Annotated in this window: 24 protein-coding genes; 15 read left to right on the top strand and 9 right to left on the bottom strand. The window is 71.6% G+C overall.

Going from position 1 to position 22,370, the window contains the following annotated elements; translation table 11 throughout:
• Nucleotides 1-103: 103 nt before the first annotated feature.
• The 4 genes from FH608_RS26535 to FH608_RS26520 are packed head-to-tail and all read left to right on the top strand — an operon-like array spanning nt 104 to nt 2,536.
• The gene (locus FH608_RS26535; protein ID WP_139633321.1) at nt 104-817 is read left to right on the top strand and encodes a GntR family transcriptional regulator; all 714 of its coding nucleotides are present in this window, start codon (nt 104-106) and stop codon (nt 815-817) included.
• The gene (locus FH608_RS26530; RefSeq protein ID WP_139633320.1) at nt 814-1,203 is read left to right on the top strand and encodes an FAS1-like dehydratase domain-containing protein; all 390 of its coding nucleotides are present in this window, start codon (nt 814-816) and stop codon (nt 1,201-1,203) included. The genes FH608_RS26535 and FH608_RS26530 overlap by 4 nt, the downstream gene beginning before the upstream one ends.
• Nucleotides 1,200-1,607 carry a MaoC/PaaZ C-terminal domain-containing protein gene (locus FH608_RS26525; RefSeq protein WP_139633319.1) on the top strand — a complete coding sequence of 136 codons (408 nt, stop codon included), beginning with the start codon at nt 1,200-1,202 and terminating at the stop codon, nt 1,605-1,607. Before FH608_RS26530 ends, FH608_RS26525 begins: the two co-directional genes overlap by 4 nt.
• Nucleotides 1,604-2,536 carry a U32 family peptidase gene (locus FH608_RS26520; RefSeq protein WP_226899918.1) on the top strand — a complete coding sequence of 311 codons (933 nt, stop codon included), beginning with the start codon at nt 1,604-1,606 and terminating at the stop codon, nt 2,534-2,536. Before FH608_RS26525 ends, FH608_RS26520 begins: the two co-directional genes overlap by 4 nt.
• On the opposite strand, the gene FH608_RS26515 is transcribed toward FH608_RS26520, so the two are convergent.
• The gene (locus FH608_RS26515; RefSeq protein WP_193318627.1) at nt 2,533-3,603 is read right to left on the bottom strand and encodes a class I SAM-dependent methyltransferase; all 1,071 of its coding nucleotides are present in this window, start codon (nt 3,601-3,603) and stop codon (nt 2,533-2,535) included. The genes FH608_RS26520 and FH608_RS26515 overlap by 4 nt on opposite strands.
• A 145-nt stretch (nt 3,604-3,748) precedes the next feature.
• Between FH608_RS26515 and FH608_RS26510 the strand changes: the two genes are divergently transcribed.
• The 3 genes from FH608_RS26510 (at nt 3,749) to FH608_RS26500 (ending at nt 5,918) form a co-directional block, all read left to right on the top strand.
• Nucleotides 3,749-4,624 (top strand): tetratricopeptide repeat protein, encoded by an 876-nt coding sequence (locus tag FH608_RS26510; protein WP_139633317.1) that lies wholly within the window; start codon nt 3,749-3,751, stop codon nt 4,622-4,624.
• A gap of 116 nt (nt 4,625-4,740) precedes the next feature.
• The gene (locus tag FH608_RS26505; RefSeq protein ID WP_139633316.1) at nt 4,741-5,322 is read left to right on the top strand and encodes a DinB family protein; all 582 of its coding nucleotides are present in this window, start codon (nt 4,741-4,743) and stop codon (nt 5,320-5,322) included.
• Between the two features lie 368 nt (nt 5,323-5,690).
• Nucleotides 5,691-5,918, top strand: a complete 228-nt coding sequence (locus FH608_RS26500; protein WP_139633315.1) for a hypothetical protein — start codon at nt 5,691-5,693, stop codon at nt 5,916-5,918.
• A 58-nt stretch (nt 5,919-5,976) separates the two neighbouring features.
• On the opposite strand, the gene FH608_RS26495 is transcribed toward FH608_RS26500, so the two are convergent.
• The 3 genes from FH608_RS26495 to FH608_RS26485 form a co-directional block, all read right to left on the bottom strand.
• Nucleotides 5,977-6,822 (bottom strand): alpha/beta fold hydrolase, encoded by an 846-nt coding sequence (locus FH608_RS26495; protein WP_139633314.1) that lies wholly within the window; start codon nt 6,820-6,822, stop codon nt 5,977-5,979.
• A gap of 123 nt (nt 6,823-6,945) precedes the next feature.
• On the bottom strand, nt 6,946-7,356 hold the full coding sequence (locus FH608_RS26490) for an RNHCP domain-containing protein (protein ID WP_139633313.1): 411 nt from the start codon (nt 7,354-7,356) through the stop codon (nt 6,946-6,948).
• Nucleotide 7,357: 1 nt separating this feature from the next.
• Complete coding sequence (locus tag FH608_RS26485) at nt 7,358-7,726, bottom strand: RNHCP domain-containing protein (RefSeq protein WP_139633312.1); 369 nt, start codon at nt 7,724-7,726, stop codon at nt 7,358-7,360.
• Between the two features lie 359 nt (nt 7,727-8,085).
• Here FH608_RS26485 and FH608_RS26480 point away from each other — a divergent pair, with 359 nt between their 5' ends.
• Together FH608_RS26480 and FH608_RS26475 are read left to right on the top strand one after the other, a co-directional pair.
• Nucleotides 8,086-8,280, top strand: coding sequence for a hypothetical protein (locus FH608_RS26480; RefSeq protein ID WP_139633311.1), 195 nt, complete (start codon nt 8,086-8,088; stop codon nt 8,278-8,280).
• Between the two features lie 6 nt (nt 8,281-8,286).
• On the top strand, nt 8,287-9,096 hold the full coding sequence (locus FH608_RS26475) for an MBL fold metallo-hydrolase (protein WP_139633310.1): 810 nt from the start codon (nt 8,287-8,289) through the stop codon (nt 9,094-9,096).
• Nucleotides 9,097-9,147: 51 nt separating this feature from the next.
• On the opposite strand, the gene ligD is transcribed toward FH608_RS26475, so the two are convergent.
• Nucleotides 9,148-10,158 carry a non-homologous end-joining DNA ligase gene (gene ligD, locus FH608_RS26470; protein WP_139633309.1) on the bottom strand — a complete coding sequence of 337 codons (1,011 nt, stop codon included), beginning with the start codon at nt 10,156-10,158 and terminating at the stop codon, nt 9,148-9,150.
• Nucleotides 10,159-10,514: 356 nt separating this feature from the next.
• Between ligD and msrB the strand changes: the two genes are divergently transcribed.
• Together msrB and FH608_RS26460 are read left to right on the top strand one after the other, a co-directional pair.
• Entirely contained in the window at nt 10,515-10,925 is a 411-nt protein-coding gene (gene msrB / locus FH608_RS26465; RefSeq protein WP_139633308.1) for a peptide-methionine (R)-S-oxide reductase MsrB, read from the top strand.
• 495 nt (nt 10,926-11,420) lie between these two features.
• On the top strand, nt 11,421-12,881 hold the full coding sequence (locus tag FH608_RS26460; RefSeq protein ID WP_226899917.1) for a zinc ribbon domain-containing protein: 1,461 nt from the start codon (nt 11,421-11,423) through the stop codon (nt 12,879-12,881).
• Nucleotides 12,882-13,003: 122 nt separating this feature from the next.
• On the opposite strand, the gene FH608_RS26455 is transcribed toward FH608_RS26460, so the two are convergent.
• From FH608_RS26455 to FH608_RS26445, 3 genes are all read right to left on the bottom strand, one after another.
• Nucleotides 13,004-13,924 carry a hypothetical protein gene (locus FH608_RS26455; protein ID WP_139633307.1) on the bottom strand — a complete coding sequence of 307 codons (921 nt, stop codon included), beginning with the start codon at nt 13,922-13,924 and terminating at the stop codon, nt 13,004-13,006.
• Nucleotides 13,925-14,205: 281 nt separating this feature from the next.
• Nucleotides 14,206-15,432, bottom strand: coding sequence for a ribonuclease D (locus FH608_RS26450; protein ID WP_139633306.1), 1,227 nt, complete (start codon nt 15,430-15,432; stop codon nt 14,206-14,208).
• A 45-nt stretch (nt 15,433-15,477) separates the two neighbouring features.
• On the bottom strand, nt 15,478-16,071 hold the full coding sequence (locus FH608_RS26445; RefSeq protein WP_139633305.1) for a DUF3000 domain-containing protein: 594 nt from the start codon (nt 16,069-16,071) through the stop codon (nt 15,478-15,480).
• Nucleotides 16,072-16,648: 577 nt separating this feature from the next.
• Here FH608_RS26445 and hemE point away from each other — a divergent pair.
• Entirely contained in the window at nt 16,649-17,701 is a 1,053-nt protein-coding gene (hemE, locus tag FH608_RS26435; protein ID WP_139633304.1) for a uroporphyrinogen decarboxylase, read from the top strand.
• Nucleotides 17,702-17,726: 25 nt separating this feature from the next.
• Here hemE and FH608_RS26430 read toward each other — a convergent pair whose 3' ends face one another.
• A complete protein-coding gene (locus FH608_RS26430; protein WP_193318626.1) occupies nt 17,727-18,755 on the bottom strand; it encodes a DUF4349 domain-containing protein in 1,029 nt (342 codons plus the stop codon).
• Nucleotides 18,756-18,882: 127 nt separating this feature from the next.
• Between FH608_RS26430 and hemG the strand changes: the two genes are divergently transcribed.
• The 3 genes from hemG (at nt 18,883) to FH608_RS26415 (ending at nt 22,368) form a co-directional block, all read left to right on the top strand.
• Nucleotides 18,883-20,298, top strand: a complete 1,416-nt coding sequence (gene hemG / locus FH608_RS26425) for a protoporphyrinogen oxidase (RefSeq protein WP_226899916.1) — start codon at nt 18,883-18,885, stop codon at nt 20,296-20,298.
• Nucleotides 20,295-21,005 (top strand): hydrogen peroxide-dependent heme synthase, encoded by a 711-nt coding sequence (gene hemQ / locus FH608_RS26420; RefSeq protein ID WP_139633301.1) that lies wholly within the window; start codon nt 20,295-20,297, stop codon nt 21,003-21,005. The genes hemG and hemQ overlap by 4 nt, the downstream gene beginning before the upstream one ends.
• Before the next feature lie 217 nt (nt 21,006-21,222).
• Entirely contained in the window at nt 21,223-22,368 is a 1,146-nt protein-coding gene (locus FH608_RS26415) for a Gfo/Idh/MocA family protein (RefSeq protein WP_139633300.1), read from the top strand.
• Nucleotides 22,369-22,370 lie beyond the last annotated feature (2 nt).

Genomic DNA, 22,370 nt, shown 5'->3' with positions numbered 1-22,370 from the left:
GTCTATTGTCTACAGAAGACAACTCGGCTGGACAAGGGTTCTGCCGGAACTTCTTCGGCACTATGGCGACAGACGCCGATCGCCTACGACAAGAGAGACCACGATGCGCATCGAGGCACCCCCCAGCATGGTCCAGCTCGCGACCGAGGCGCTGATGCGCATGCTGCTCAGCGGCAGGCTGCGGCCCGGCGACCGGGTCGTGGAGAACCAGCTGACCCAGGAGCTGGGCGTCAGCAGGCCGCCGCTGCGCGAGGCCATGCGGGTGCTGGAGCAGCAGGGGCTGATCACGCAGCAGCCGCGGCGGGGCGCGTTCGTCACGCAGCTCACACTGCACGACATCTACGAGATCGTCACGCTGCGCCGCCAGCTGGAGCGCATGGCCGTGGACCTGGGCGTCCCCGTACGCGAACCGGCCCGGCTCCAGCGCTGCCACGCCGCGCTCGACCGGCACGAGGCCTGCGCGCGATCCGGCGACTGGCTGGGCGTGCTGGAGCAGGCCGTCGAGTTCCACAGCTCGGTGATCGGGCTGTCCGGGCACCGGCGGCTGGAGGAGGCCTACCGGTCGATCCAGCTGCAGATGCTGCTCTGCATGGGCATGAACCGGCAGGCCAGGGCGTCGGGCGAGTCCCTCGTCGACGACTGGGACCGGCATCGCCGCCTCCTGGAGGTGATCGAGGCGGGCTCGCCCGAGGCCGTGCACCGGCAGCTGGCCACGCATGGGGACATGACGTTCCTCGACGGCATCGAGGAACGGGTCGGCGGCCACTCCCCCGAGTCGCTGGCCTGGCTGAAGCGGGTCAGGGAAGGAGACACATGATCGAGGCGCTCCAGGAGGCGGTCGGCTGGACGGGCCCGCCGCGCGAGGACGTGATCGAGCGCCGCCACCTGGCGTTCTACCTGCACGCCATCGGGGCGACCGGCGACGAGGTCCCTCCGACGTTCACGGCGTGCTTCCTCGACGAGCCGCCCTCGCTGCCGGCCGCCGCGTCGTACGGGTCGGGGTGGCTGAACGGCGGCGACCGGTTCGAGTACCACGCGCCGCTGCGGGTGGGCGACGTGATCGTGTCGCGGCCCCGGTTCACCGGAGTGGTGGAGAAGAACGGGTCGGCCGGGACGTTCGCGCTGCTGACGTTCGAGACGGAGTTCAGGCGGCCGGACGGTGAGCTGGTGGTCAGGCACATCGGACGCAGGATCAGAAAATGACCGACATTCCCCCTCTGGCGGACATTCCCCCACTGACGGAAACGACCACCTTGCGGAGGCTCGTGGAGTACGCCGGGGCCTCCGGCGACTTCTACGGGATGCACTACGATCTCGACTTCGCCCGCTCGCTGGGCCATCCCGAGCTGGCCGTGCACGGCCTGCTCAAGGCCGCCTACCTGGGCCGGCTCGTCACCGAGTGGCTGGACGGGCGGGGCCGGCTGGCCGTGCTGGAGGTCAGCTACCGTGGCATGGACTTCCGCGACCGCGCCCACACGTGCCGGGGGCGCGTGGTGTCGGCGGCGGCGAACCGGGCGGAGCTGGAGCTGTGGGGCGAGGACGACACGGGCCGCCGCACCACGCTCGGGCGCGCCGAAGTGATCTACGACGAGGAGCCTTCCCCATGACGAACCTGGCCGACCTGCACGCTCTCATGGCCCGGCTCGGCCACCCGGTGGCCGGTGCCGCCACCGCCGTGGAGTCGCGGTTCGCGGACGGCGCGCCGTACCGGTTCGAGATCCCCAGCGTCGAGGGGCCCGCCGTGCTGGAGACCGTGGTGGCCGAGGCCGACCGGCTCGGCGTGCCGGTCGCCAGGACGTCGCAGGGCAGCGGCGTGATGATGCTGACGGACGCCGAGATCTCCGAGATGGCGCGGATCGGGGCGGAGCGCGGCATCGAGGTCAACCTGTTCCTCGGGCCGCGGGCCGCCTGGGACACCGGCGGCCAGGCCAAGCTCACGCAGGCCGTGGGCGCCGCCGCCCGGGGCAACGCGATGGTGGCGGCCTGCGTCGCGGACGCGCTGCGCGCCTGCTCGCTGGGCATCCGCAGCCTGCTCGTGGGCGACCTCGGCACGCTGGACGTGCTGCGCGAGCTGAAGGCGGACGGCACGCTCCCCGCCGGTCTGGTGCTGAAGACGTCCGTGCTGATGCCGCTCACCAACGGGCCGACCGCCGCCGTCCTGGAGCGGCTCGGCGCGACCACCGTGAACGTGGGCACCGACCTGACCGTGCCGCACCTGGCCGAGATCCGGGCCGCGACCCGGCTGCCGATCGACCTCTACCTGGAGGTGCCCGACGACCAGGGCGGTTTCGTGCGCTTCTACGAGGCGGTGGAGATCGTCCGCGCCGCCGCGCCCGTCTACCTGAAGATGGGGCTGCGCAACGCGCCCAACATCTACCCCTCCGGCGGCCACCTCGGGGCGGTGCCCCGGGAGCTCGGGCGCGAGCGCGTCCGCCGGGCGGCCCTGGTGCAGCGGCTGATCGAGGAGCTCGACCCCGGGCTCGCCAAGCAGGCCGGCGCCGGTCCCGCCCCCGACCTCGGCGTCCCCGAAATCTAGCCGTTCAGCCGGTGGACGGTGAGCGGGCCGCCGCCCCAGCGGCCGATCGCCTCCTCGTCGGCGAAGGCCAGCACCCGCATCATGTTCCCGCCGTCGCTGAGCTCGACGTTGCGGCGCAGCCGGCTCACCATCGGGCCGGACAGGCGCGTGGTGCCGGCCTCGACCGTGTCGCCGTAGTGGGGGGCGAAGGCGACCCCCGCGAAGCCGGTACGGCGCAGCAGCGTACGCACGGTCACCGACGAGTAGAACATCAGGTGGTTCTTGGTGAACCCGCTCCACCCCGACCCGTACGCCTTGAGCTGCGTCGAGTGGGCGTTCACCGTCAGGATGAGCAGCAGCCCGCCGGGCGCCAGCAGGCTCCTGAACCTGCCGAAGTCCTCCAGCGGCCGCGGCAGGTGCGCCAGCACCGACCAGAGCGTGATCACGTCGAAGCCGCCCGCGGCGATCTCCGGCACGTCCTCGGGCGCGCCGTAGAACGTGCGCGCGCTGTCCAGCCGCTCGTTGGCCTGGACGACGGACTCGGGCGACAGGTCCACCCCGAAGGCGTCGAACCCGCGCCGCTCGGCCAGCTCCAGGAACAGCCCGACCCCGGAGCCGAAGTCCAGCAGCCGCCGCTCCTTGCCCTCGTCGAACACCGGCGAGAACGCCTCCATGGTCAGCTCGTAGCGGCGTTGCCGGTTGGCGGCGTACCTGCCGGTCAGGAAGGTGTTGTAGCCGGAGGCGTACAAGTCGCCGAGGCGTTCGGGGCGGATGCCCGGGTTGCGGTAGAGGAAGCCGCAGGCGGGGCAGCGCACGACGTGATAGCTCCAGCCGTTGGCGCCCGGCTCGAAGAGCGGCTGCTGGCGCGACTCCCCGCACATCATGCAGCTCAGGAACTCCTCGATGTCCTTGAGCGGCCTGAGCCGCTGGTATTCCGCCAGCGACATGACCGGGGCGCGCCTGATCAGCCGGCGCCACTGGGCCTCGCGTATCAACCGCTCCCCCGGGCGGACATAGACCCGCTGACTCGACGGGATGCGGTCATAACGGGAGCCATAGGCCAGGCGGCCCAGCAGTCGACGTGCCATGCGAAGCGTCCTGCCCGCCCGCGTAGATGACCATGCGTGGGCGTTCGCGTACTTTACGTGATCTTGGGAGTGGCACATTACGGCCCGGATCCGGCCTGTGAAAAGGCGGTCCTCATCCAGATTTGGTCAGATAGATTTACGCCTCATGAGCGAGGGGATCAAGGACGGGGCCGCCCTGCCGGAGGCGGCGGCGCAGTCCCGCGCGTCGGTGTTGCGCAGCCGCGCGGAGTCGTACATCGCCCTGTCGAGACACGACGCCGCGATCGCGGACCTGACCGAGTCGATCGCGCTGGTGCCCGACAACGCCCGCGCCTGGCGGCTGCGCGGCGAGAGCCACCGCGTCATCGAACGTTACGAGGCGGCGCTGGAGGACTTCGACCAGGCGCTCAGGCTGGAACCGGACAGCGCGTACGCCTTGGGCTCGCGCGGCCAGACCTACACCGCCATGGGCCGCCTGGAGGACGCCATGGCCGATTTCGAGCACGCCCTCACCCTCTCTCCCGACTCGCTGTGGATCCTGGAGGCCAAGGCCGACGCCCTGGTGGACCTGGACCGGCTGGACGAGGCCCTGGAGACGCACGGCAAGATCATCGCCCTGAACGAGGAGCTGCCCTACTCCTGGGCCGCCCGCGGCGACCTCTACCAGCGCCTGCACCTCTACGCCGAGGCCATCGACGACTACACCAAGGCGCTGGAGGTCAATCCGGAGTACGTGCGCGCGCTGAGCCGCAGGGGCGAGGCGCTGCGCATGATCGACCGCTACGAGGACGCGCTCGCCGACCTCAACCGGGCGCTGGAGCTGGACCCCGACAACGACCGCGCCTACGGCAGCCGGGGGGCGGTGCTGAGCGAGCTGGGCGACAACGAGGCGGCCCTGAGCGACCTGAACAAGGCGGTGGAGCTGGACCCCGAATACATCTGGGCGTACCGGGTGCGCGGGGAGATCCTCCAGGAGCTCGACCGCCACGAGGAAGCGGTCGCGGACTTCACCAGGGCCCTCCACCTCGAGTTCGGCGACTGACGCGGAAGTGGCCAGGCGGGCGTGCCGATCACGAGGGGGCGCCCGTCCCTGGGCCGTCGGCGCGGGCGCCGTTATTCCGTTGCCGCGCGCCACGCGGATCACCCATGATGGCGCCTATGGCCACGACGCGACGCGCCGACATGTTCACCGCGGACGGCAAGCCCTCCGACGACGACCCCCGCGAGAGCGGGCCCACGCTGGGCGACGAGCGCACGACGCTGGCCGAGGCCCTGCGCTGCGCCCGGCTCACCCTGGAGATGAAGTGCGCCGATCTCGACGCCGAGGCCATGGCGAGGCGCTCCGTCGAGCCGTCCACGATGTCGCTCCTGGGCCTGGTGCGCCATCTGGCCGAGGTGGAGCGCGCGACGTTCCGGGTGCTGATGGCGGGCCAGGACGTGCCCAAGCTCTACTGCTCCGACACCGACCGCGACGGCGACTTCGACGGCGCGGTCCCCGACCCGCGGGTGGTGGCGGAGGCGTGGGAGGCGTGGCGCGCGGAGGCGGACTTCGCGACGCGGTTCGTGGCCGAGGCGCCCAGCCTCGACATCACCGCCGACGATCCCCACAACCTGCACGGCAGCGGTGGCGGGGCGATATCGCTGCGCGAGGCGCTGGTCGGCATGGTCTGGGAGTACGGCCGCCACATGGGCCACGTCGACCTGCTGCGGGAGCGGATCGACGGACGCATCGGCCAGTGACGACCACGGGCGGGGCGGGCCGCGCCTGCCGCCACGGTGGACGGCGTCGAGATCCGCTACCTTCCTCCGAGCCTCGGCACTCCGTACACACGGCATGTCACGGACGGCCCCCTGCACGGCACCGCCATCTCGTGGGGAAGCGCCGACGACCTCGTCCGCATCACCGTCTACCGGCATACGGACGTCTTCAGCCCGGACGACCTCGACCGGCTGGGCCTGCCGCGCCATGCCAGGTCCACCTCCTGGGAGGGGTACGCGCGCGCGCCTCCGGCGACGGGAGCGATCTCCTCTGGATCGAACAGCCCGGTTTCCTGCTCCGCGTCACCGCCGGCAGGCGCCACATCGACGACGTGCGGCCCATCGCCGGAATGCTGCGACCGGCGGACCCGCCCGGCGCGCCGGGAGGGGTCTTCGAAGGCCTGCGCCTCGGCTACCTGCCCGAAGGCGTGCAGCTGCGGTCGACGCGGACCGTGGAGATGGACGGGCGTGACTATCGCACCCGGACCTGGGCAGGCCCGAACAACCGGAGCGTCACCCTGACCGCCACCGGCGGCCTCCAGGGCGAGCTCGACCGCATCGTCGCCGGCGTGCGGTAGCGCCCGTGTCGCCCACGTGGCGAGTCGCGGCATGAAGGACGGCGCCCCCGACGATCCGTCAGGCGGCGTGGGCGCGCACCCAGTCGAGCGCCGCCGGAGCGGCGTGCAGGATCGAGATGTGGCCGTCGTCAGGGAACGTCCGCAGCTCCGCCGAGGGACAGTGCCTGGCCAGCCGGCGGCCGTGCGCGACCGGCACCACGCGGTCCTGGTCGCCGTGGACCAGCAGCACCGGAGCCGACACCCGGGCCGGGTCGGCGCCCCACGGCCTGACGTACGCGAGGTCGTCGTCGATCTGCCCGCCGGGACCGCCCGCCACCGCCGGGCCGACGACGCTGCCGAACCAGGACCACTCCCCCTCCAGCGCCGCGTGATCGGCCGGGGTGAACATCTCGGGGTCGTACTCGGACGTCGCCTCGTGTCGCTCCCTGGCCGCCCGGCCCGCGGCGGCGGCGCGCAGGGCCGCCTCCCCGGAGGGACACATGCCCGCGAACCAGTCGAGGCCGTCCGCGCCGCGCGGGGCCATCCCGGCGATGCTGACGACGGCGAGCACCCGCTCGCCGAGCAGGTCACCGCAGGCCAGGGCATGGGGGCCGCCGCCGGAGTGACCCATGATCGCGAACCGGCCGATGCCCAGCGCGTCGGCGACCGCGGACACGTGGCCGGCGGCCGAGGCGATGTCGCGCCCCGGCACGGGCGTGGAGCCGCCGTAGCCGGGCCGGTCGTAGGACACCCAGCGGATGCCGAGCCGCTCGGACACCGGGAAGAGCGGCTCGGGAGGGGTGCCGATGTTGGGCGTGCCGTGCTGCCAGAACACGACCAGCCGATCCGTCGCCCCCACGGGGCCGGTGTCGTAGACGTGCAGCTTGCGACCGTCGCTCAGGCCGAGATCGAACTCTTTCACCACGCCGCGAGCGTACCCCCCGCGACCGACGGTTCCGCTCCATCTGCGGGGCCCGGAACAGGGACGATCGGCCCGCACGCCCCACGAGGGGAGCTCGGCCTCGCGCCGGGCCCCCCTCCCCTGGCGTCAGATGGTCAGCAGGAGGGCGCTGACCGGCAGACGGGGGTCGGACAACGGGCGTACGGCGATGCTGAGCAGGGCTCGCGCGTTGTCGTCGCCCGCGATGCGGTTGGCGCTGAGCCCGCCGCACGACTGGCACAGGTGGATGATCAGCCACTCCCCGTCGGGCCGGACGCTGACGCTCAGCGCCGCCATCCGGCCCCGGCAGCCCGCCCGTCGATCCCCGGGGACCCGATGATCGACGTGCAGGCTGGTCAGGCAGTTGGGGCAGTGGTTGCGGTGGGCGGTGCCCGGCGCGCTCATCGGCACGTCGAGCCTGCACCCGACGCACCGGAACGTGCCGCCGTGCCGCGTGTTCTCGTGCCGCGCGCTCTTACGCCGTTGGGGCCGTTCCCGCCCCGGGTTCCTCCTCGGCATGTCACAGATCACCGAACGCCTCGAGCGGGAACGGCGGCTGCGCCAGCGGGCGTACCGCCATGCGCATGAGGATGAGCTGGTTGTCGTCCCCGCAGATGGGGTTGGACGTCAGCTCGCCGCACCGGGTGCAGCGATGGATGATCATCCATTCGCCGGTCCGCAGGACCGCGATCGAGATCGGGATCATCCGCGACCTGCACTCCGACGGGCCGCCTTCCACGCGGTCGAGCACGTGCTGCGAGTGCAGGCAGCTCGGGCAGTGGTTACGGCGGGCGCCGTCCGGCGCGGTCGCGGTGACGGTCAGGCCGCAGCGCACGCACGGGAACGTTTCGGTGTTCGTGATGGAACGGGACTTGCTGTTGGTGGACAACCTGGGACTCCTTGCCGGAATGATCGATCTGAGGCAGCAAGGGAGCGCCGAGTGAGCCTCGCGGTGTGCGCGGGCATGAAGGCACCGGCAGGCGGTCCGGCCGATCTGGTGTGACGTCTCAGAGGCAGGATCGGCCCGCGGCACGGCGAGGCGCACTGGGCGCGGTGCCAGGCATCAATTCACCCCGTTTCCAGGGCATGGCTGCCCCGCCGTAGCTTCGTCAGGTCATGACGGAGCCTAGCCATGGGCGGCGGCGTACCGCGAATGGTTTTCCTCCGGGCGCCGGATCAGCTCTCCCACGGGGTTTAGCTACACCCCACCGTGGCAGGGAAATATCGGCATAAAGGGGGACAAATGCCATGAGCAATCCACAGCAGCCCGAGATCCGCCGATCGGGCAAATCTCCCACGGAGTTCAAGTCCGCCCAGGCCGTACGCGACACCAAGAGCGGCGCCAGGCGCTCCGCCCGCCCGCACGGCACCGACAAAGGGCACAGAGGGGGCGGCCAGGGCGGCGGCGTGCCTCCCGGCCAGCGCCCGCCCCACCCGGAGTGAGCAGCCATGAAGGGAAGCCTGCAGTTCATCGGCAACGCCACGACACTGATCCGGTACAACGGCTTCACGCTGCTGACCGATCCCAACTTCCTGCACCGTGGCCAGCGCGCGTACCTCGGCTACGGCCTGTCCAGCCGCCGCCTCACCGACCCGGCCGTCGAGATCGAGGACCTGCCGCCCATCGACGCGGTGGTGCTGTCCCACCTGCACGGCGACCACTGGGACCGGGTCGCCCGCAAGGGCCTGGACCGGGACACGCCGGTCATCACGACCACCGCGGCCGCGCACCGCCTGCGCCGCCACGGCTTCCGGCGCGGCGTGGGCCTGGAGGTCTGGCAGCAGCACGAGATGCGCGGCCCGCACGGCTCGCTGCGGATCACCGCGCTGCCGGCCAAGCACGCCCCGGGACCGGCCGAGGCCCTGCTGCCGCCCGTGATCGGCACGATGCTGGAGTTCTGCGACACCGACGGGCGGGTGGAGCTGCGCATGCACGTCAGCGGCGACACGCTGCTCGACCGCCGCCTCGACGCGATCCCGCGCCGCTTCCCCGAGATCGACCTGGCCCTGGTGCACCTGGGCGGCACCAGGCTGCTCGGCCTGCTGCTCGTCACGATGGACGGCGAGCAGGGCGCAGCATGGGTCGACCTGATGAACCCGCACGCCGTCGTACCGGTGCACTACGACGACTACACCGTCTTCAGCTCGCCCCTGGACGACTTCCGCCACCACATGGAGCAGAACGGCCTGGCCGGCCGGGTGGTCTACCTGGAACGCGGCGAGACCCGCGAGCTCGCCCCGCACCGCCTGGTGCGCTAGCGCGCCACGCCCGCCGGCCTTCGGGAGGTGGACCTGAAGCGCGAGTGCCGCCTAGTCGTCCTTCGTCGCGGCCCTGGCCCGGCTGGGCTGCACCCTCATCGGCTCGCCCGGCATCTTCGGGTAGTTCGGCGGGTACGGCATGTCGCCCCGCTCGTCCTTGGCGTAGAGCTCCAGCAGCGACTCGATGGAGTACGCCACGTCGTCGATGTCCGCGTGCACGTCGCCCACCTCGGCGAAGCGGGCCGGCACCGTGCGGATGTCGAAGTCGCGCGGGTCGGCGTCGGCCAGCTCGTCCCAGGTCAGCGGGGTCGAGACCGGGGCGTGCGGCTGGGCCCTGACGGAGTAGGCGCTGGCCACCGTACGGTCCCTGGCGTTCTGGTTGAAGTCGATGAACACCCGCTCCCCGCGCTCCTCCTTCCACCACGCCGTGGTCACCAGCGCCGGGTCGCGCTCCTCGACCGCCCTGGCCAGGGCGATGCCGGCGTGGCGTACCTGGATGAAGTCCCAGCGCGGCTCGATGCGCACGGCGATGTGCACGCCGCGGTTGCCGGACGTCTTCACGAACCCGGTCATGCCCAGCTCGCCCAGCACCTCCCTGGTGAGCAGGGCCGCCCGGCGGGCCGCCGTGAAGTCCAGGCCCGGCTGCGGGTCCAGGTCGACGCGGAGCTCGTCGGGGTGCTCGACGTCGGTCGCGCGCACCTGCCAGGGGTGGAAGTCGATGGTGCCGAGATTGGCGCAATAGGCGATGGCCGCCACCTCGGTCACGCGGAGGGACTGCGCCGTACGGCCGCTCGGGAACGTCACCGTCGCCGACTGGAGCCAGTCGGGGTGCCGGGGCGGCATGCGCTTCTGGTAGATGGCGTCGCTCTGCACGCCGTCGGGGTGGCGCTTGAGGTTGGTGGGCCGGTCCTTGAGCGCCCGCAGCGCGCCCTCGCCGACGCTCACGTAGTACTCGACCAGCTCCCTCTTGGTGGCGCCGATCCCGGGAAAGTAGACCTTGTCGGGGTTGGTGACCTTGACGGTCCGCTCCCCCACCTGGAGCTCGATGTACGGCGATGCCATGCCCCCGAACCTACCCCTGACGTCAAGGTCGAGGTGGGCCCGTCCCGGAGCCGCCTCGGTGGCGGGACCGAGGGCTCGACGGGACGGGCCGCTAGACCATCCACCGCCGTTCCGGGCGCTGGCGCGCCACCCGGCCGGCCGTGACGACCTCCGGCGGCTCCAGCACGGGCGTGGGCTGTGCCGCTCGCCGAGATCTGCGGATGATCTCACCCCTTGGCAGGGAGCGATGACACCCCCTTGCCTACAAAGACGCGAATTCACCCCAGAACGGATGCTTCACGCTGCGAAGATCTCTTTTTGCCTCATCTCCTACCGCCCCCGGATCTGTCCTCACGGGGATCTCGTAGTCTGGACGCATGGAGAAGGTGGACAAGAGCGAGGCCGAATGGCGGATCCAGCTGTCACCTGAGGAGTTCCACGTCCTCAGGGAGGCCGGGACCGAGCGCCCGTTCACGGGGGAATACGTCGACACCAAGACCGAGGGCGTCTACTCGTGCCGCGCCTGCGGCACCGAGCTGTTCCGGTCCGACACGAAGTTCGAGTCGCACTGCGGGTGGCCGAGCTTCTTCGAACCGTCCGACTCCGACGCGGTGCGGCTGATCGAGGACCGCAGCCACGGCATGGTACGCACCGAGGTGCGCTGCGCGCGGTGCGACTCGCATCTGGGGCATGTGTTCCACGGCGAGGGTTATGCGACTCCGACCGACGACCGCTACTGCATCAACTCGATCTCGCTCAGGTTCGCCGACAGCGCTGGAGATCAGTAGTCGTACCGGCTGAGCCGTCAGGCACCTTGCCCGCCTACGGTCTTTTTACGGGCTGACAGAGGTCTGCGCGGTGTGCCGAGTGACGCCTCCTCTTCTGGGACCCCCTGCAAGGGCCGTGGTGGCGTAGGTCAGTCGTGAGCGCCTGCCGGATCAGTCCATCGCTCGTGTGTTCTACCCTGCGGCACCAAGAAGTAGTAATGTGACGACTACGCTACGTGGCGCCGGGGTTGCGGTCGTGCAACTTCGACACGCCGTTGAGCCAAAGCGCCAAGGGCTGCCTGCGAGGTGTCGGTGACAGCAGTTTCGGCGCGGCTGCGGACAGGTGTACTGGGGTGCCAGGGGTGCGGCCGATGCTGCGGCTGCGGGCGGAGGTGGCCGGTGAGGTGGAAGGTGCCGCTCGCCGAGGGCGAGACGGGTCGCATGGCGTGTACGCGGGTGTTGCTGCGGGGCAGGGTGGAGGAGCGAAGCGGTGTGCGCTCGCATGGGCGGTTGCCGGTGGATCTGTTCGAGCTGGAGGGCGTGCCAGGGGCGGCGCGGATGCTGCTGCTGGCCGCCTGCGACCGGCACCAGGCCGCTCTCGAACGCTCGGAGGCCGACCCACGGCGTGTCGTGCTGCGATTGCAGCTGCCCACCCGGCCGGATCCGCGCTCGTACGCTGATTGGACGTGGGTGGCTTGCCCGATCAGCCTGCCCGTCACGGTCCCGGCCGGGGCGGCGTTGCACCTGCCGACTCTGCACGTGCGGGACGGACGGGTACGCGCAGAGATCACCTTTACTCACGCCGTCCCCCAAGCAAGGCATCGCGGGCACGCGGTCGCGCTCGGTGTGGACCGGGGCCTGAAAACCCTCCTGCCCGCCGGGGCAGCCTGCTTACACCCCGACGGCCGCATCACCACCCTCGGCTCCGGAGCCCGCTTCCGCGCGGCTGGAGTGCTGGCCAAACAACACCGCCTGCGCCGCCTGTCCGAACATCTCCACGCCAAATCCACCCAACACCAGCACCTACTCGACGGACGTGCCCCGAGCCCGGCCCTTCCCGGCGGACACGCCCTGTCGGCCGAGGAGGCCCGACGCGTCTCGGCCCGACGCGCTCACCTCAACGGCGCGCTCGCATGGGCGGCCGCCCGCTGGACGGTCGATCAAGCCCTCACCGCCCACGCGAGCGTGATCTATCTCGAAGACTTGCGCTCGCTGGAAGCGAGCGGGATGGGCCGCACCCTCAACACCCGGCTGTCACAGACCGTGCGCGGCCGGATCGCCCACCGCATCCGGCACCTCGCCGCCGAGGCGGGCATCGCCGTTGTCACCCTCCCCGCCCGCAACACCTCCCGGCACTGCCCGCGCTGCCTGACGGTGCTGCGCCACTGCAAAGCCCCCGACAGGCCAGCGATCAGCGGATGGAAAGGGGCCAGCTGCCCCAACCCCGCATGCGGCTGGCAAGGCGACCGCGATCAGGGCGCCTGGCAGCGCATCGCCGCCCGCGGCCTGACCCACCAAACCCAGACCAGCGTGGAGCGCACAACCGCGACCATGGCAATCCGCTCGGTGAGCGAATCCCTCGAAGCCCAGGCGCTCATCACCCCGAACACCCCGAAGACTGACCGGACAGATCGGTCAAAGACCGGACCAACCCGGCGCAGCACCACATGCCCCGCGCCCAGGCGACGCAGGGCACCCTCCCCGGCACGCCCCCTGGCGCCTGCCGGACAGCGTCCGGAGGGACCCGCATCAACGGACCGGCCGTTGCCCCGCGCAGCTCACCGGCACCAGGGCGGGGCGACGACCAGCACCCCCACCACACGGCACCGACCACGCGGAGCGGCGTTAGGTGCAGGCTTCCACCTGCACGTACACGCCACGCCGCCACGATGGGAAACGATCCCAGGCACCATGTCTTCCCTGGGATCGCTAAGCTGGTCAGAGACGCTTGAACCCACGGGTGACTGCCTCGCGTAGGAGTTTCATGTGCGTTTGGTGCATCTTCGGCACCGGTGGGTGACGATCGAGACGATCGGGCGGGTCGTGACGCAACGGTGCGACGTGTGCTCCAAGACGCGCGTACGGGTCCGGTAGGCGTGCTAGCCGGGCTCGGGGTAGGTGACCCGGCAACTGGTGTCGGACGGGCCGAGGATGTTGGCGAGGACGGGGTTCCCGTTCTCGCCGAACTCCGCCTGGACGAACACGATCGGGTGGGTGACGCCGAGCGAGCGCAGGTAGGCGAGGCCGCGCCTGCACAGGGTGATCGCCTGGGAAGAGTTGTCCGCGGTTTCCGGTAAATCGGTATATATGCGCAGATAGCCACCGACTGTGCGGATGTCCTTGAGGCGTTTCGACGCCTTGTCGTTCGCGTCCCAGTGTGTGCGGAAGTACTCCGCCGCCCGCTGGTCGGTGTGCCGCGACGGCCCGTCCGCCCTGTAGTCCGTGCTGCCCTCCACCAGGCCGCCGGGGCTCGCCTTCGCCGGCGGCTCGGATGCCGACGGGCCCGTTACGGCCGATTCGGGCGCGGTGGACCGGGGCGCGGTGGACCCGGACATGGCGGGCTCGGGCATGGCGGGCTCGGTCTTCTGCGCCTCTCGTGATCTGGGGCGCGCGCTCGCCTCCGCGCCGCCGTCCCCTCCGGTCCTGGCGGTGCCGGACGGTCCTGCCTGCTCACCCGCCCGCCCCGCCCCGGCCTCCTGCCCGCTCGCCCGGCCCGGCCGCCGCCCGGCGGTCACGGTGGGCCTCCCGCCGGTGAGCGCTTCCCCCAGCACGCCGCCGGTCAGCGTCTCGCCGAGCGTTCCTCCAGACAGCGCCGGTCCTAGAACTCCTCGGGTCAGCGTCCCGCCGAGCACTCCCCCGGTCAGCGCGCCGTTCACGCTGAGCACCGCGGCCGCCCCTCCGGCCAGCGCCAGCGCGCCGACGGTCCACCGCCGCCCGCTCCCGCGCCGCCGCGCGCGCCGGCCACGTCGCGAGCGGCCTGCCGCATGCCGGCCTGTCGCCCGCCGCCCTGATCCGCTCATCACCCCGCCCGCTTCTTGGAACGTGCCACCCCCAGGCAACGCCCACACGCATCGAAGGATCACACCGATTCTGACAAACGGGATAGATCACTGCTTGGTTTTGGGGAACTTCGGGTCCGTCGGCACGGTGCAGGTGTCGCGCATCCGCCCGCGGGCCGCACCGCAGGAAGGCCCCGCCTGCAAGCGCCCCCAGAAGGGAGTCTCCTGTCCGGGAGCAGCGCCACAACGCGTCCAGTGGTCGCCGCGGGCTTCCCCCCAGGCAACCAGGACGGCCCGGCCGATCAGTGGTCGCCGCGGGGCTCCAGGCGGACCAGGGCCTTGGTGATGGGATGGGCCGTCAGCGAGAGCTGCCACTCCCGCGCCCCCAGCTCCCGCAGCCTGGCGGTCACGGTCTCCTCGGTGATCTCCGCGGGCGGCTCCCACGTCAGCCGGCGTACGGCGTCGGGTTGCAGCAGGTTCTCCGTGGGCATGTGGTGCTGCTCGGCCAGCCCCGCCACCACCGCGCGGGCGGCGGCCAGGCGTTTGGCGGCGGCCGGATCGCGGTCGGCCCAGCGGTTGGGCGGCGGCGGCCCGTCGCCGGGCGTGCTGGGCGCCGGGAGCTGGCTCTCGGGCAGCCCGCGGGCGCGGGTCACGGCGGCGAGCCAGTCGCTCATGTGCCGCCGGGCGCTCCGCCCGGTGAATGCGGATATTTCGGTCAAGGCCTTCTTGGTACGGGGCCCTTCCAGCGCGGCCGTCACGATCGCGGAGTCGGGCAGCACCCGGCCGGGAGCGAGGTCGGCCTCACGCGCGATCCTGTCGCGCATGAGCCACAGCTCCCGCACGATCGCCAGCGCGCGCACGTTGCGCACCTTGTGAATGCCCGAGGTGCGCCGCCACGGGTCGGAGCGCGGCACGGGCGGCGGCGTGCCCAGCACGGCGGCGAACTCCTCGCGCGCCCACTCCAGCTTCCCGCTCTCGGCCAGCTCCTCATGGAGCATGTCGCGGAGCTCGACCAGCACCTCCACGTCGAGCGCGGCGTATCGCAGCCAGTCTTCGGGCAGCGGCCTGGTCGACCAGTCGGCCGCCGAGTGGCCCTTCTCCAGCCGCAGCCCGAGCACGGTCTCGACCATCGTGCCGAGCCCCACCCGCTCGTAGCCGAGCAGGCGGCCCGCGAGCTCCGTGTCGAACATCCGCCGCGGCCTGAACCCCACCTCCATCAGGCACGGCAGGTCCTGCGAGGCGGCGTGCAGCACGACCTCCGCGTCGGCCACGGCCGCGTCGAGCGCGGACAGGTCGGGGCAGCCGATCGGGTCGATCAGCGCGGTGCCGGCGCCGGCGCGTCTCAGCTGAACGAGATAGGCGCGGTTGCCGTAGCGGTAGCCGGAGGCGCGCTCGGCGTCGACCGCGACAGGGCCGGTGCCGGCCGCGAACCGCGTAACGACTCCGGCCAGCCCGGCGGAGTCCGCGATGACCGGCGGGATGCCCTCGCGCGGTTCGAGCAGCGGCTCGACGGTGCGTTCTTCTGTCATGAGCTCACCGGCCTCATGACGCTGGTGCTGTCTTGACTTGTGCCCTCACTTCGTACGGTCACTCTCTGAATCGTCACGGCGGCGGGGAAGGGCGGACACGTCGGGCGGGAGCGGCGGCATCCCCGCCGCCAGGCACATGAGGTCGCACCAGGCGGCGACGTGGCCGGAAAGATCCTCCTGGGCGGGGGACCAGGACGCCCGCAACTCCAGCTCGGTCGTGACCGGGTCTTCGGCCTTGTTGCCGAACCCCTCTGACACGGCTCTTGTCACCGTACCGCCAGCGGCGGAGTAGTCGGCTTGGTGCGCGTCCAGCGCCTCGGTCAGCCAGCTCCAGGCGACCGGCCCGAGCAGCGGGTCGGAGGTGATCTCCGGCTCCATGTCGGCCCTGACGTAGGCCACCAGCCGGAACGGGCCCTCCCACCCGCGCTGCCCCTCGGGGTCGTAGAGCAGGATGAGCCGGCCGACCGCGAGCTCGTCGTCGTCGCGGTAGACCGACGCGCCGATGGCGGCCGCGTAGGGGGCCAGCCGCTGCGGGGCGGGCAGGTCCTCGAGCTCGATCTCCGGCCTGACCTCGGCCAGCCTCATGCTCTCCGCGGCGCGCGTGAACACCGCGGGAGGGGGCCGCTCACCGAGTGTCATAGCGGAAGCGTAGGTCGAAGACGGGCGGAAGGGGACCACGGGGGTGCTCATCCTTCGTGATCAAGCCGTTGCCGTAACGAACTGGCGAGCCGGTCGGATGGATGCGGCGGTGCCGAGAATGATCGCGTGCCCGCACTCGACGCAGGCCCACTCGGGGCAGTGGCCGGGCTCGTGACCATCGGCGCACGGCGGCTGCTCGAACGGCCGCTCACCTGCGCACGGCGCGCAATGCTCACTGCGGTGCTCAGGGGAACTCCACAACGCGGTCATCGCACGGGTCATCGCACACGTCATCGCATTGGGGCCTTTCTTCGGGTCGTGGCAACGACGTTGGCACGACCCGCTGACATTTCCCCGCAACGCGCTCGGCGTGTCCCGAAAGTGGTCACTGAATCGGTGCCGCGCGGTGGGTTGGCGAACATTTGGCCCAGTCGAGACCGGCTCTCTTGCCGGGCATGGGGTGTGTTCGACCCGAGTGCGGCGCCGATGCCGAGCAGACCGGTAAACCTTCATCTGGCTATCTGATCATGCTTTGGGGTCTGCCATCGATGGTTTTCCGACACCTCACGCCCGTGTCATGACCGCCGCACTCCCATGGCACCCTTGTGGGGTGAACCTCGCCGACTCAGCGTTCCTGCGTGCCTGCCGCCGCCAGCCCGTTCCGCACACCCCGGTCTGGTACATGCGCCAGGCCGGGCGGTCGTTGCCGGAATACCTGCGGGTCCGCGAGGGTGTGCCGATGCTCACCGCCTGCTCGACGCCCGACATGATCGTCGAGATCACCATGCAGCCGGTGCGGCGCTACGGGGTGGACGCCGCGATCTTCTTCAGCGACATCGTGGTCCCGCTCAAGGCCATCGGCGTCGACCTCGACATCAAGCCGGGCGTCGGCCCCGTCGTGGCCGACCCGATCCGCGACGCCAAGGGGCTCGGCGCGCTGCGCCCGCTGGAGCCGGACGACATCCCGTACGTCACCGAGGCCATCCAGGCCCTGACCGGCGAGCTGGGCGGCACGCCGCTGATCGGCTTCGCCGGGGCGCCGTTCACGCTCGGGTCCTACCTCATCGAGGGCGGCCCGTCGAAGAACCACGACAAGACCAAGGCCATGATGTACGGCGAGCCGGAGCTGTGGCACGCGCTCATGGAGCGGCTGTCGGAGATCGTCCTCACGCACCTGCGCCTCCAGGTCGCGGCGGGGGCCTCGGCCGTGCAGCTCTTCGACTCCTGGGTGGGGGCGGTGGCGCCGGCCGACTACCGCGAGTTCGTGCTGCCCCACACGCGGCGCATCTTCGAGGGCCTGACGGGCGTGCCGCGCATCCACTTCGGCGTCGGCACGGGCGAGCTGCTCGGCCTGCTGGGCGAGGCCGGGGCCGACGTGGTGGGCGTGGACTGGCGGGTGCCGCTCGACGAGGCGGCCCGCCGGGTGGGCCCCGGCCGGGCGCTGCAGGGCAACCTCGATCCGGCCGTGCTGCTGGCGCCGTGGGAAGTCGTCGAGCGCAAGGCGCGCGAGGTGCTGCGGCGGGGGCGGGCGGCCGAGGGGCACGTGTTCAACCTGGGGCACGGCGTGCTGCCCTCGACCGACCCCGACCAGCTCAAGCGCCTCACCGACCTGGTCCACGAGGCCGGCTGACCGCCCCGCCGGTCAGGCACCGCGCTCAGGCCGCCTCCGGGTCAGGGCCGCCGGGTCCGCGCTGCGGCATGGCGGCACCCGGGTTCGGGCCGCCGGGCCCGTGCGGCGGCACGGTGGCACCCGGGTTCGGGCCGCCGGGCCCGCGTGGCGGCACGGGGGCGCGCGGACGCCTGGCGCGGTCCCGCCGGACGAGGAAGATCACCAGGACGACCACCGGCAGCGAGACGCCCAGCCAGGGCAGCACCGCGCCGAGCACCGTCAGCGCCACCTGCACGAACGACACCAGCGCCGACCAGCCCGCCTTGAGCCCGGCCAGGAAGCCCGCGGGCTCCTCCTCCGGCTCCTCGACGGCGACGACCGGCCCGACCAGCCGCAGCGTCAGCGTGGCCATGGCGACCTGCGTGGCCAGCTCCTTCTGCTGCGCCTGCAGCGACTCCAGGTCCGACTCGCGCGAGCTGATCTCCCGCTCGACCTCCAGGACCTGCCCGATGGTGTCGGCCTTCTTCAGCAGCGTGCGCAGCGACTCCAGCGACTCCTGCGCCGACTTCAGCCGGCTCTCGACGTCGGCCACCTTCATGGTGACGTCCTCGGTGCCCTGCGTCATGGACAGCTGCTTGCCGAGGTCCTTGCCCAGCTGTACGAGCACGCCCGCGTACTTGTCGGGCGGGATCTTGAACTCCAGCGTGGCCGTGTCCTTGGTGCCGCCGGCCGAGTTGCTCTCCTCCTTGGACAGGTGGCCGCCCGCCGACGTCACGATCTGCTTGGCCTGCTGCACGGCGGCGGGGACCTGCTTGGCGCGCACCGTCAGCCGGCCGGTGTAGATGACCTGGCGGTCCTGCTGGGTCAGGGCCACGTTCGAGACGGGGCTCTTCTCGCGGCTGCTCTTCGACGGTTGCGGCGTCGCCCGCATCTTGGGCCGATCGCCCTGGGCCATGGCGGGCGCATCGGCCGGCTCGCGGGCGGCCGACTCCACGGCGGAGCCCCCGCCGCACCCGGCCAGGAATAAGGCCGAGCAGGCGAAGGTGAGTGCGATTCCGTACCGGATTCTCCTCATGCCCTTACGACGGCCTGCGAAGCGCCCCGGTTTGACGCGGGCGATCACGGTACGGTCACTCCTTCCCCGCGTGGTGCCGCCGACCTGAGAGGCGGGGCGCCCCGGGAAGGCGGTAGCGTCAGGAGGCGTGGAAGGGAACGTGGCAGGCAACAGGGCACACGTGGTCGTCATCGGTGCGGGGATCTCCGGTCTCGCCGCGGCGTGGCACCTCCGCCAGGGCGCGGGCGAGCGGGTCAAGGTGACCGTGCTGGAGGGCGGGTCGCGGATCGGCGGCAAGCTGTACGCCTCGGAGGTGGCCGGGGTGAGCGTGGACGCGGGCGCGGAGGCCATGCTGGCCCGGCGGCCCGAGGCCACGGAGCTGGCCAGGGCGGTCGGGCTCGGCGACGACCTGGTGCATCCGGGCACCACCCGCTCGGCCATCTACACCAGGGGCGAGCTGCGCCCGATGCCGAAGGGCCAGGTCATGGGCGTGCCCGCCGACCTGACCGAGCTGGCGAAGTCGGGCATCGTCTCGCCCGGCGGGCTGCTGCGCGTGCCGCTCGACCAGATCCTGCCCGCCACTCTCGTGCGCACCGACGTCTCCGTGGCCGCCTACATCCGCGCCAGGATGGGCGGCGAGATCGTCGACCGGCTGGTCGAGCCGCTGCTGGGCGGCGTCTACGCGGGCCGCTCCGACATGCTGTCGCTGGAGGCCACGATGCCGCGCGTGGCGGCGCTGGCCCGTTCCGAGCGGTCGCTGCTGAGCGGGGCCAGGCAGATCGTCGAGGAGACGCCGAAGGACGCGGGGCCGGTCTTCGCCTCGCTGCGCAACGGCGTCGGCGGCCTGCCCGAGGCGGTCGCCAAGGCGTCGGGCGCCGACATCAGGACCGGCGTCACCGTACGCGAGCTGCACAGGGACGGCGACGGCTGGCGGCTCGTCACCGGGCCGGTCCCGAGGCCCGAGGTCGTCCACGCCGACGCGGTGATCGTGGCCACGCCGGGGCCCTCCGCCGCCCGGCTGCTCAAGGCCGAGGTGCCCAAGGCCGCGGCCGAGCTGGCCAGGATCGAGTACGCCAGCATGGCCATCGTCACGCTCGCGTACCCGATCAGCGCCTTCCCCGAGCCGCCGTCCTCCAGCGGCTACCTCGTTCCGCCGGTCGAGAAGCGGCCGGTCAAGGCGGTCACGTTCAGCTCGGTCAAGTGGCCCCACCTGGCCAAGGACATGGTGCTGCTGCGCTGCTCGATCGGCCGGGTCGGCGAGGAGCACCTGCTCCAGCGCGACGACACCGAGCTGGTGTCGCTGGCCACCGCCGAGATGGCCGACGTGATGGGCGCGAGCGGCCTGCCGATCGACAGCAGGGTCGCGCGCTGGGGCGGCGCCCTGCCGCAGTACAACGTGGGCCACCTCGACCGGGTGGCCAGGGTGCGCGCGGCGGTGGCCGTGGAGCCCGGTCTGGCCGTCTGCGGCGCCGCCTACGACGGCATCGGCATCCCGGCCTGCGTCGGCACGGCCCGTACGGCCGCGGCCCGGATTCTGGACCACCTGTCCCAGCGAGGAGAATGACAGACATGACAGAGGCTGCCCCGCGGCTCAAGGCCCGCGATCTCAACCAGGTGATCCGTTACACGATGTGGTCGGTCTTCCAGGCGACCGAGCCGTGTCCCGTCGACCGCGACGGCCTGGCGGGCGAGGTCGAGGAGCTGCTGGAGCAGGCCGCCGGCAAGGGCGTCGTGACCAGGGGGGTCTACGACGTGGCCGGGCTGCGGGCGGACGCCGACTTCATGTTCTGGTGGCACGCGCCCACGCCCGAGGACCTCCAGGACGTCTACTCCAGGTTCCGCCGCACCGAGCTGGGCCGGCACAGCAGGCCCGTCTGGTCGGCGATGGCGCTGCACCGGCCGGCCGAGTTCAACAAGTCGCACGTGCCCGCCTTCCTCGCCGAGGAGGAGCCGCGCGCCTACGTGAGCGTCTATCCGTTCGTGCGGTCGTACGAGTGGTACCTCCTCGACGACACCGAGCGCCGCGTCATGCTGGCCGAGCACGGCCGGATGGCGCGCGACTACCCCGACGTGCGGGCCAACACGGTCGCGTGCTTCTCGCTCAACGACTACGAGTGGATGCTGGCGTTCGAGGCCGACGAGCTGCACCGGATCGTCGACCTGATGCGCACGCTGCGGGGGGCGGCGGCGCGCCGCCACACCCGCGTGGAGATCCCGTTCTACACGGGCGCGCGCAAGCCGGTGCGCGAGCTGGTGGCCGCCCTGCCCTGACCTCGCACATCACCGAAACCGCTCGTGGGAGGGCGGCAGGAGCCTGAGCGCCTGCCGCCCTCCTCCGCGTTCGGGAGCCTCCACAGGGACCTGCGGTGCAGGCGGGATCGGCCGGTACTGCGCGGGCGCTGAGGGGTATGAACACTTGACGGCGTCGGCGGCGCGGCCGTACGGTTCGGGAAAGCGCTTTCCACTTGTTGTCCTGAAAGGATCCTCGATGAGCGTGCGCACCATAGGCGTCGTGATGAACGGCGTCACCGGGCGAATGGGCTACCGCCAGCACCTGGTCCGTTCCGTCCTGGCCATCAACGAGCAGGGCGGTGTCACGCTCTCGGACGGCGGCAGGGTGAAGCTCAAGCCGGTACTTGTCGGCAGAAACGCCGATAAATTGGCAGATATCGCGGCGAAGCATGGGCTTTCGGAGTTCACCACGGACCTCGACTCCGCCCTCGCCGACGACGACAACCTGATCTACTTCGACGCCCAGGTCACCAGCGCCCGGGTCAAAGCCGTGCTGAAGGCCATCGAGGCGGGCAAGCACATCTACGCCGAGAAGCCCACCGCCGAGTCGACGCACGAGGCGGTGGCGCTGGCCGAGGCGGCCGCGGCCAAGGGCGTGAAGAACGGCGTGGTGCAGGACAAGCTGTTCCTCCCGGGCCTGCTCAAGCTGAAGCGGCTGATCGACGGCGGCTTCTTCGGCCGCATCCTGTCGGTCCGGGGCGAGTTCGGCTACTGGGTGTTCGAGGGCGACTGGCAGGAGGCGCAGCGCCCGTCGTGGAACTACCGTGCCGAGGACGGCGGCGGCATCGTGCTGGACATGTTCCCGCACTGGCACTACGTGATGGAGAACCTGTTCGGCCGCGTCCAGTCCGTCTACGCCCGCGCCGTGACGCACCTCCCGTCCCGCGTGGACGAGCAGGGCAGGACGTACCAGGCCACCGCGGACGACGCCGCGTACGGGATCTTCGAGCTCGAAGGCGGCATCATCGCGCAGATCAACTCGTCCTGGACGGTCCGGGTGAACCGCGACGAGCTGGTCGAGTTCCAGGTGGACGGCACGCACGGCAGCGCCGTCGCGGGCCTGCGCAACTGCCGGGTGCAGCACCGCTCCGCCACCCCCAAGCCCGTCTGGAACCCCGACCTGCCGGCCACGGCCCGCTTCCGGGACGGCTGGCAGGAGGTGCCGGACAACGCCGAGTTCGACAACGGGTTCAAGGTGCAGTGGGAGGCGTTCGTCCGGCACGTGGTGGAGGACGCGCCGTTCCCGAACGACTTCGCCTCGGGCGCCCGCGGCGTGCAGCTGGCCGAGCTGGGCCTGCGTTCCAACGCCGAGGGCCGCAGGATCGAGGTGCCGGGCCTGTGACG

The organism is Nonomuraea phyllanthi, from assembly GCF_006334985.2.
In the GTDB taxonomy this organism is placed as follows: Bacteria; Actinomycetota; Actinomycetes; order Streptosporangiales; family Streptosporangiaceae; genus Nonomuraea; species Nonomuraea phyllanthi.
The sequence above is the reverse complement of the archived record's forward strand: the minus strand, read 5'-3'. Positions and strand labels throughout refer to the sequence as shown.

Coding starts and splice junctions, on each gene's coding strand:
- FH608_RS26535 (WP_139633321.1), top strand. CDS start 104: ATGCGCATCGAGGCACCCCCCAGCATGGTCCAGCTCGCGACCGAGGCG.
- FH608_RS26530 (WP_139633320.1), top strand. CDS start 814: ATGATCGAGGCGCTCCAGGAGGCGGTCGGCTGGACGGGCCCGCCGCGC.
- FH608_RS26525 (WP_139633319.1), top strand. CDS start 1,200: ATGACCGACATTCCCCCTCTGGCGGACATTCCCCCACTGACGGAAACG.
- FH608_RS26520 (WP_226899918.1), top strand. CDS start 1,604: ATGACGAACCTGGCCGACCTGCACGCTCTCATGGCCCGGCTCGGCCAC.
- FH608_RS26515 (WP_193318627.1), bottom strand. CDS start 3,603: ATGGCACGTCGACTGCTGGGCCGCCTGGCCTATGGCTCCCGTTATGAC.
- FH608_RS26510 (WP_139633317.1), top strand. CDS start 3,749: ATGAGCGAGGGGATCAAGGACGGGGCCGCCCTGCCGGAGGCGGCGGCG.
- FH608_RS26505 (WP_139633316.1), top strand. CDS start 4,741: ATGGCCACGACGCGACGCGCCGACATGTTCACCGCGGACGGCAAGCCC.
- FH608_RS26500 (WP_139633315.1), top strand. CDS start 5,691: ATGCTGCGACCGGCGGACCCGCCCGGCGCGCCGGGAGGGGTCTTCGAA.
- FH608_RS26490 (WP_139633313.1), bottom strand. CDS start 7,356: ATGCCGAGGAGGAACCCGGGGCGGGAACGGCCCCAACGGCGTAAGAGC.
- FH608_RS26480 (WP_139633311.1), top strand. CDS start 8,086: ATGAGCAATCCACAGCAGCCCGAGATCCGCCGATCGGGCAAATCTCCC.
- FH608_RS26475 (WP_139633310.1), top strand. CDS start 8,287: ATGAAGGGAAGCCTGCAGTTCATCGGCAACGCCACGACACTGATCCGG.
- ligD (WP_139633309.1), bottom strand. CDS start 10,158: ATGGCATCGCCGTACATCGAGCTCCAGGTGGGGGAGCGGACCGTCAAG.
- msrB (WP_139633308.1), top strand. CDS start 10,515: ATGGAGAAGGTGGACAAGAGCGAGGCCGAATGGCGGATCCAGCTGTCA.
- FH608_RS26455 (WP_139633307.1), bottom strand. CDS start 13,924: ATGAGCGGATCAGGGCGGCGGGCGACAGGCCGGCATGCGGCAGGCCGC.
- FH608_RS26450 (WP_139633306.1), bottom strand. CDS start 15,432: ATGACAGAAGAACGCACCGTCGAGCCGCTGCTCGAACCGCGCGAGGGC.
- FH608_RS26445 (WP_139633305.1), bottom strand. CDS start 16,071: ATGACACTCGGTGAGCGGCCCCCTCCCGCGGTGTTCACGCGCGCCGCG.
- hemE (WP_139633304.1), top strand. CDS start 16,649: ATGACCGCCGCACTCCCATGGCACCCTTGTGGGGTGAACCTCGCCGAC.
- FH608_RS26430 (WP_193318626.1), bottom strand. CDS start 18,755: ATGAGGAGAATCCGGTACGGAATCGCACTCACCTTCGCCTGCTCGGCC.
- hemQ (WP_139633301.1), top strand. CDS start 20,295: ATGACAGACATGACAGAGGCTGCCCCGCGGCTCAAGGCCCGCGATCTC.
- FH608_RS26415 (WP_139633300.1), top strand. CDS start 21,223: ATGAGCGTGCGCACCATAGGCGTCGTGATGAACGGCGTCACCGGGCGA.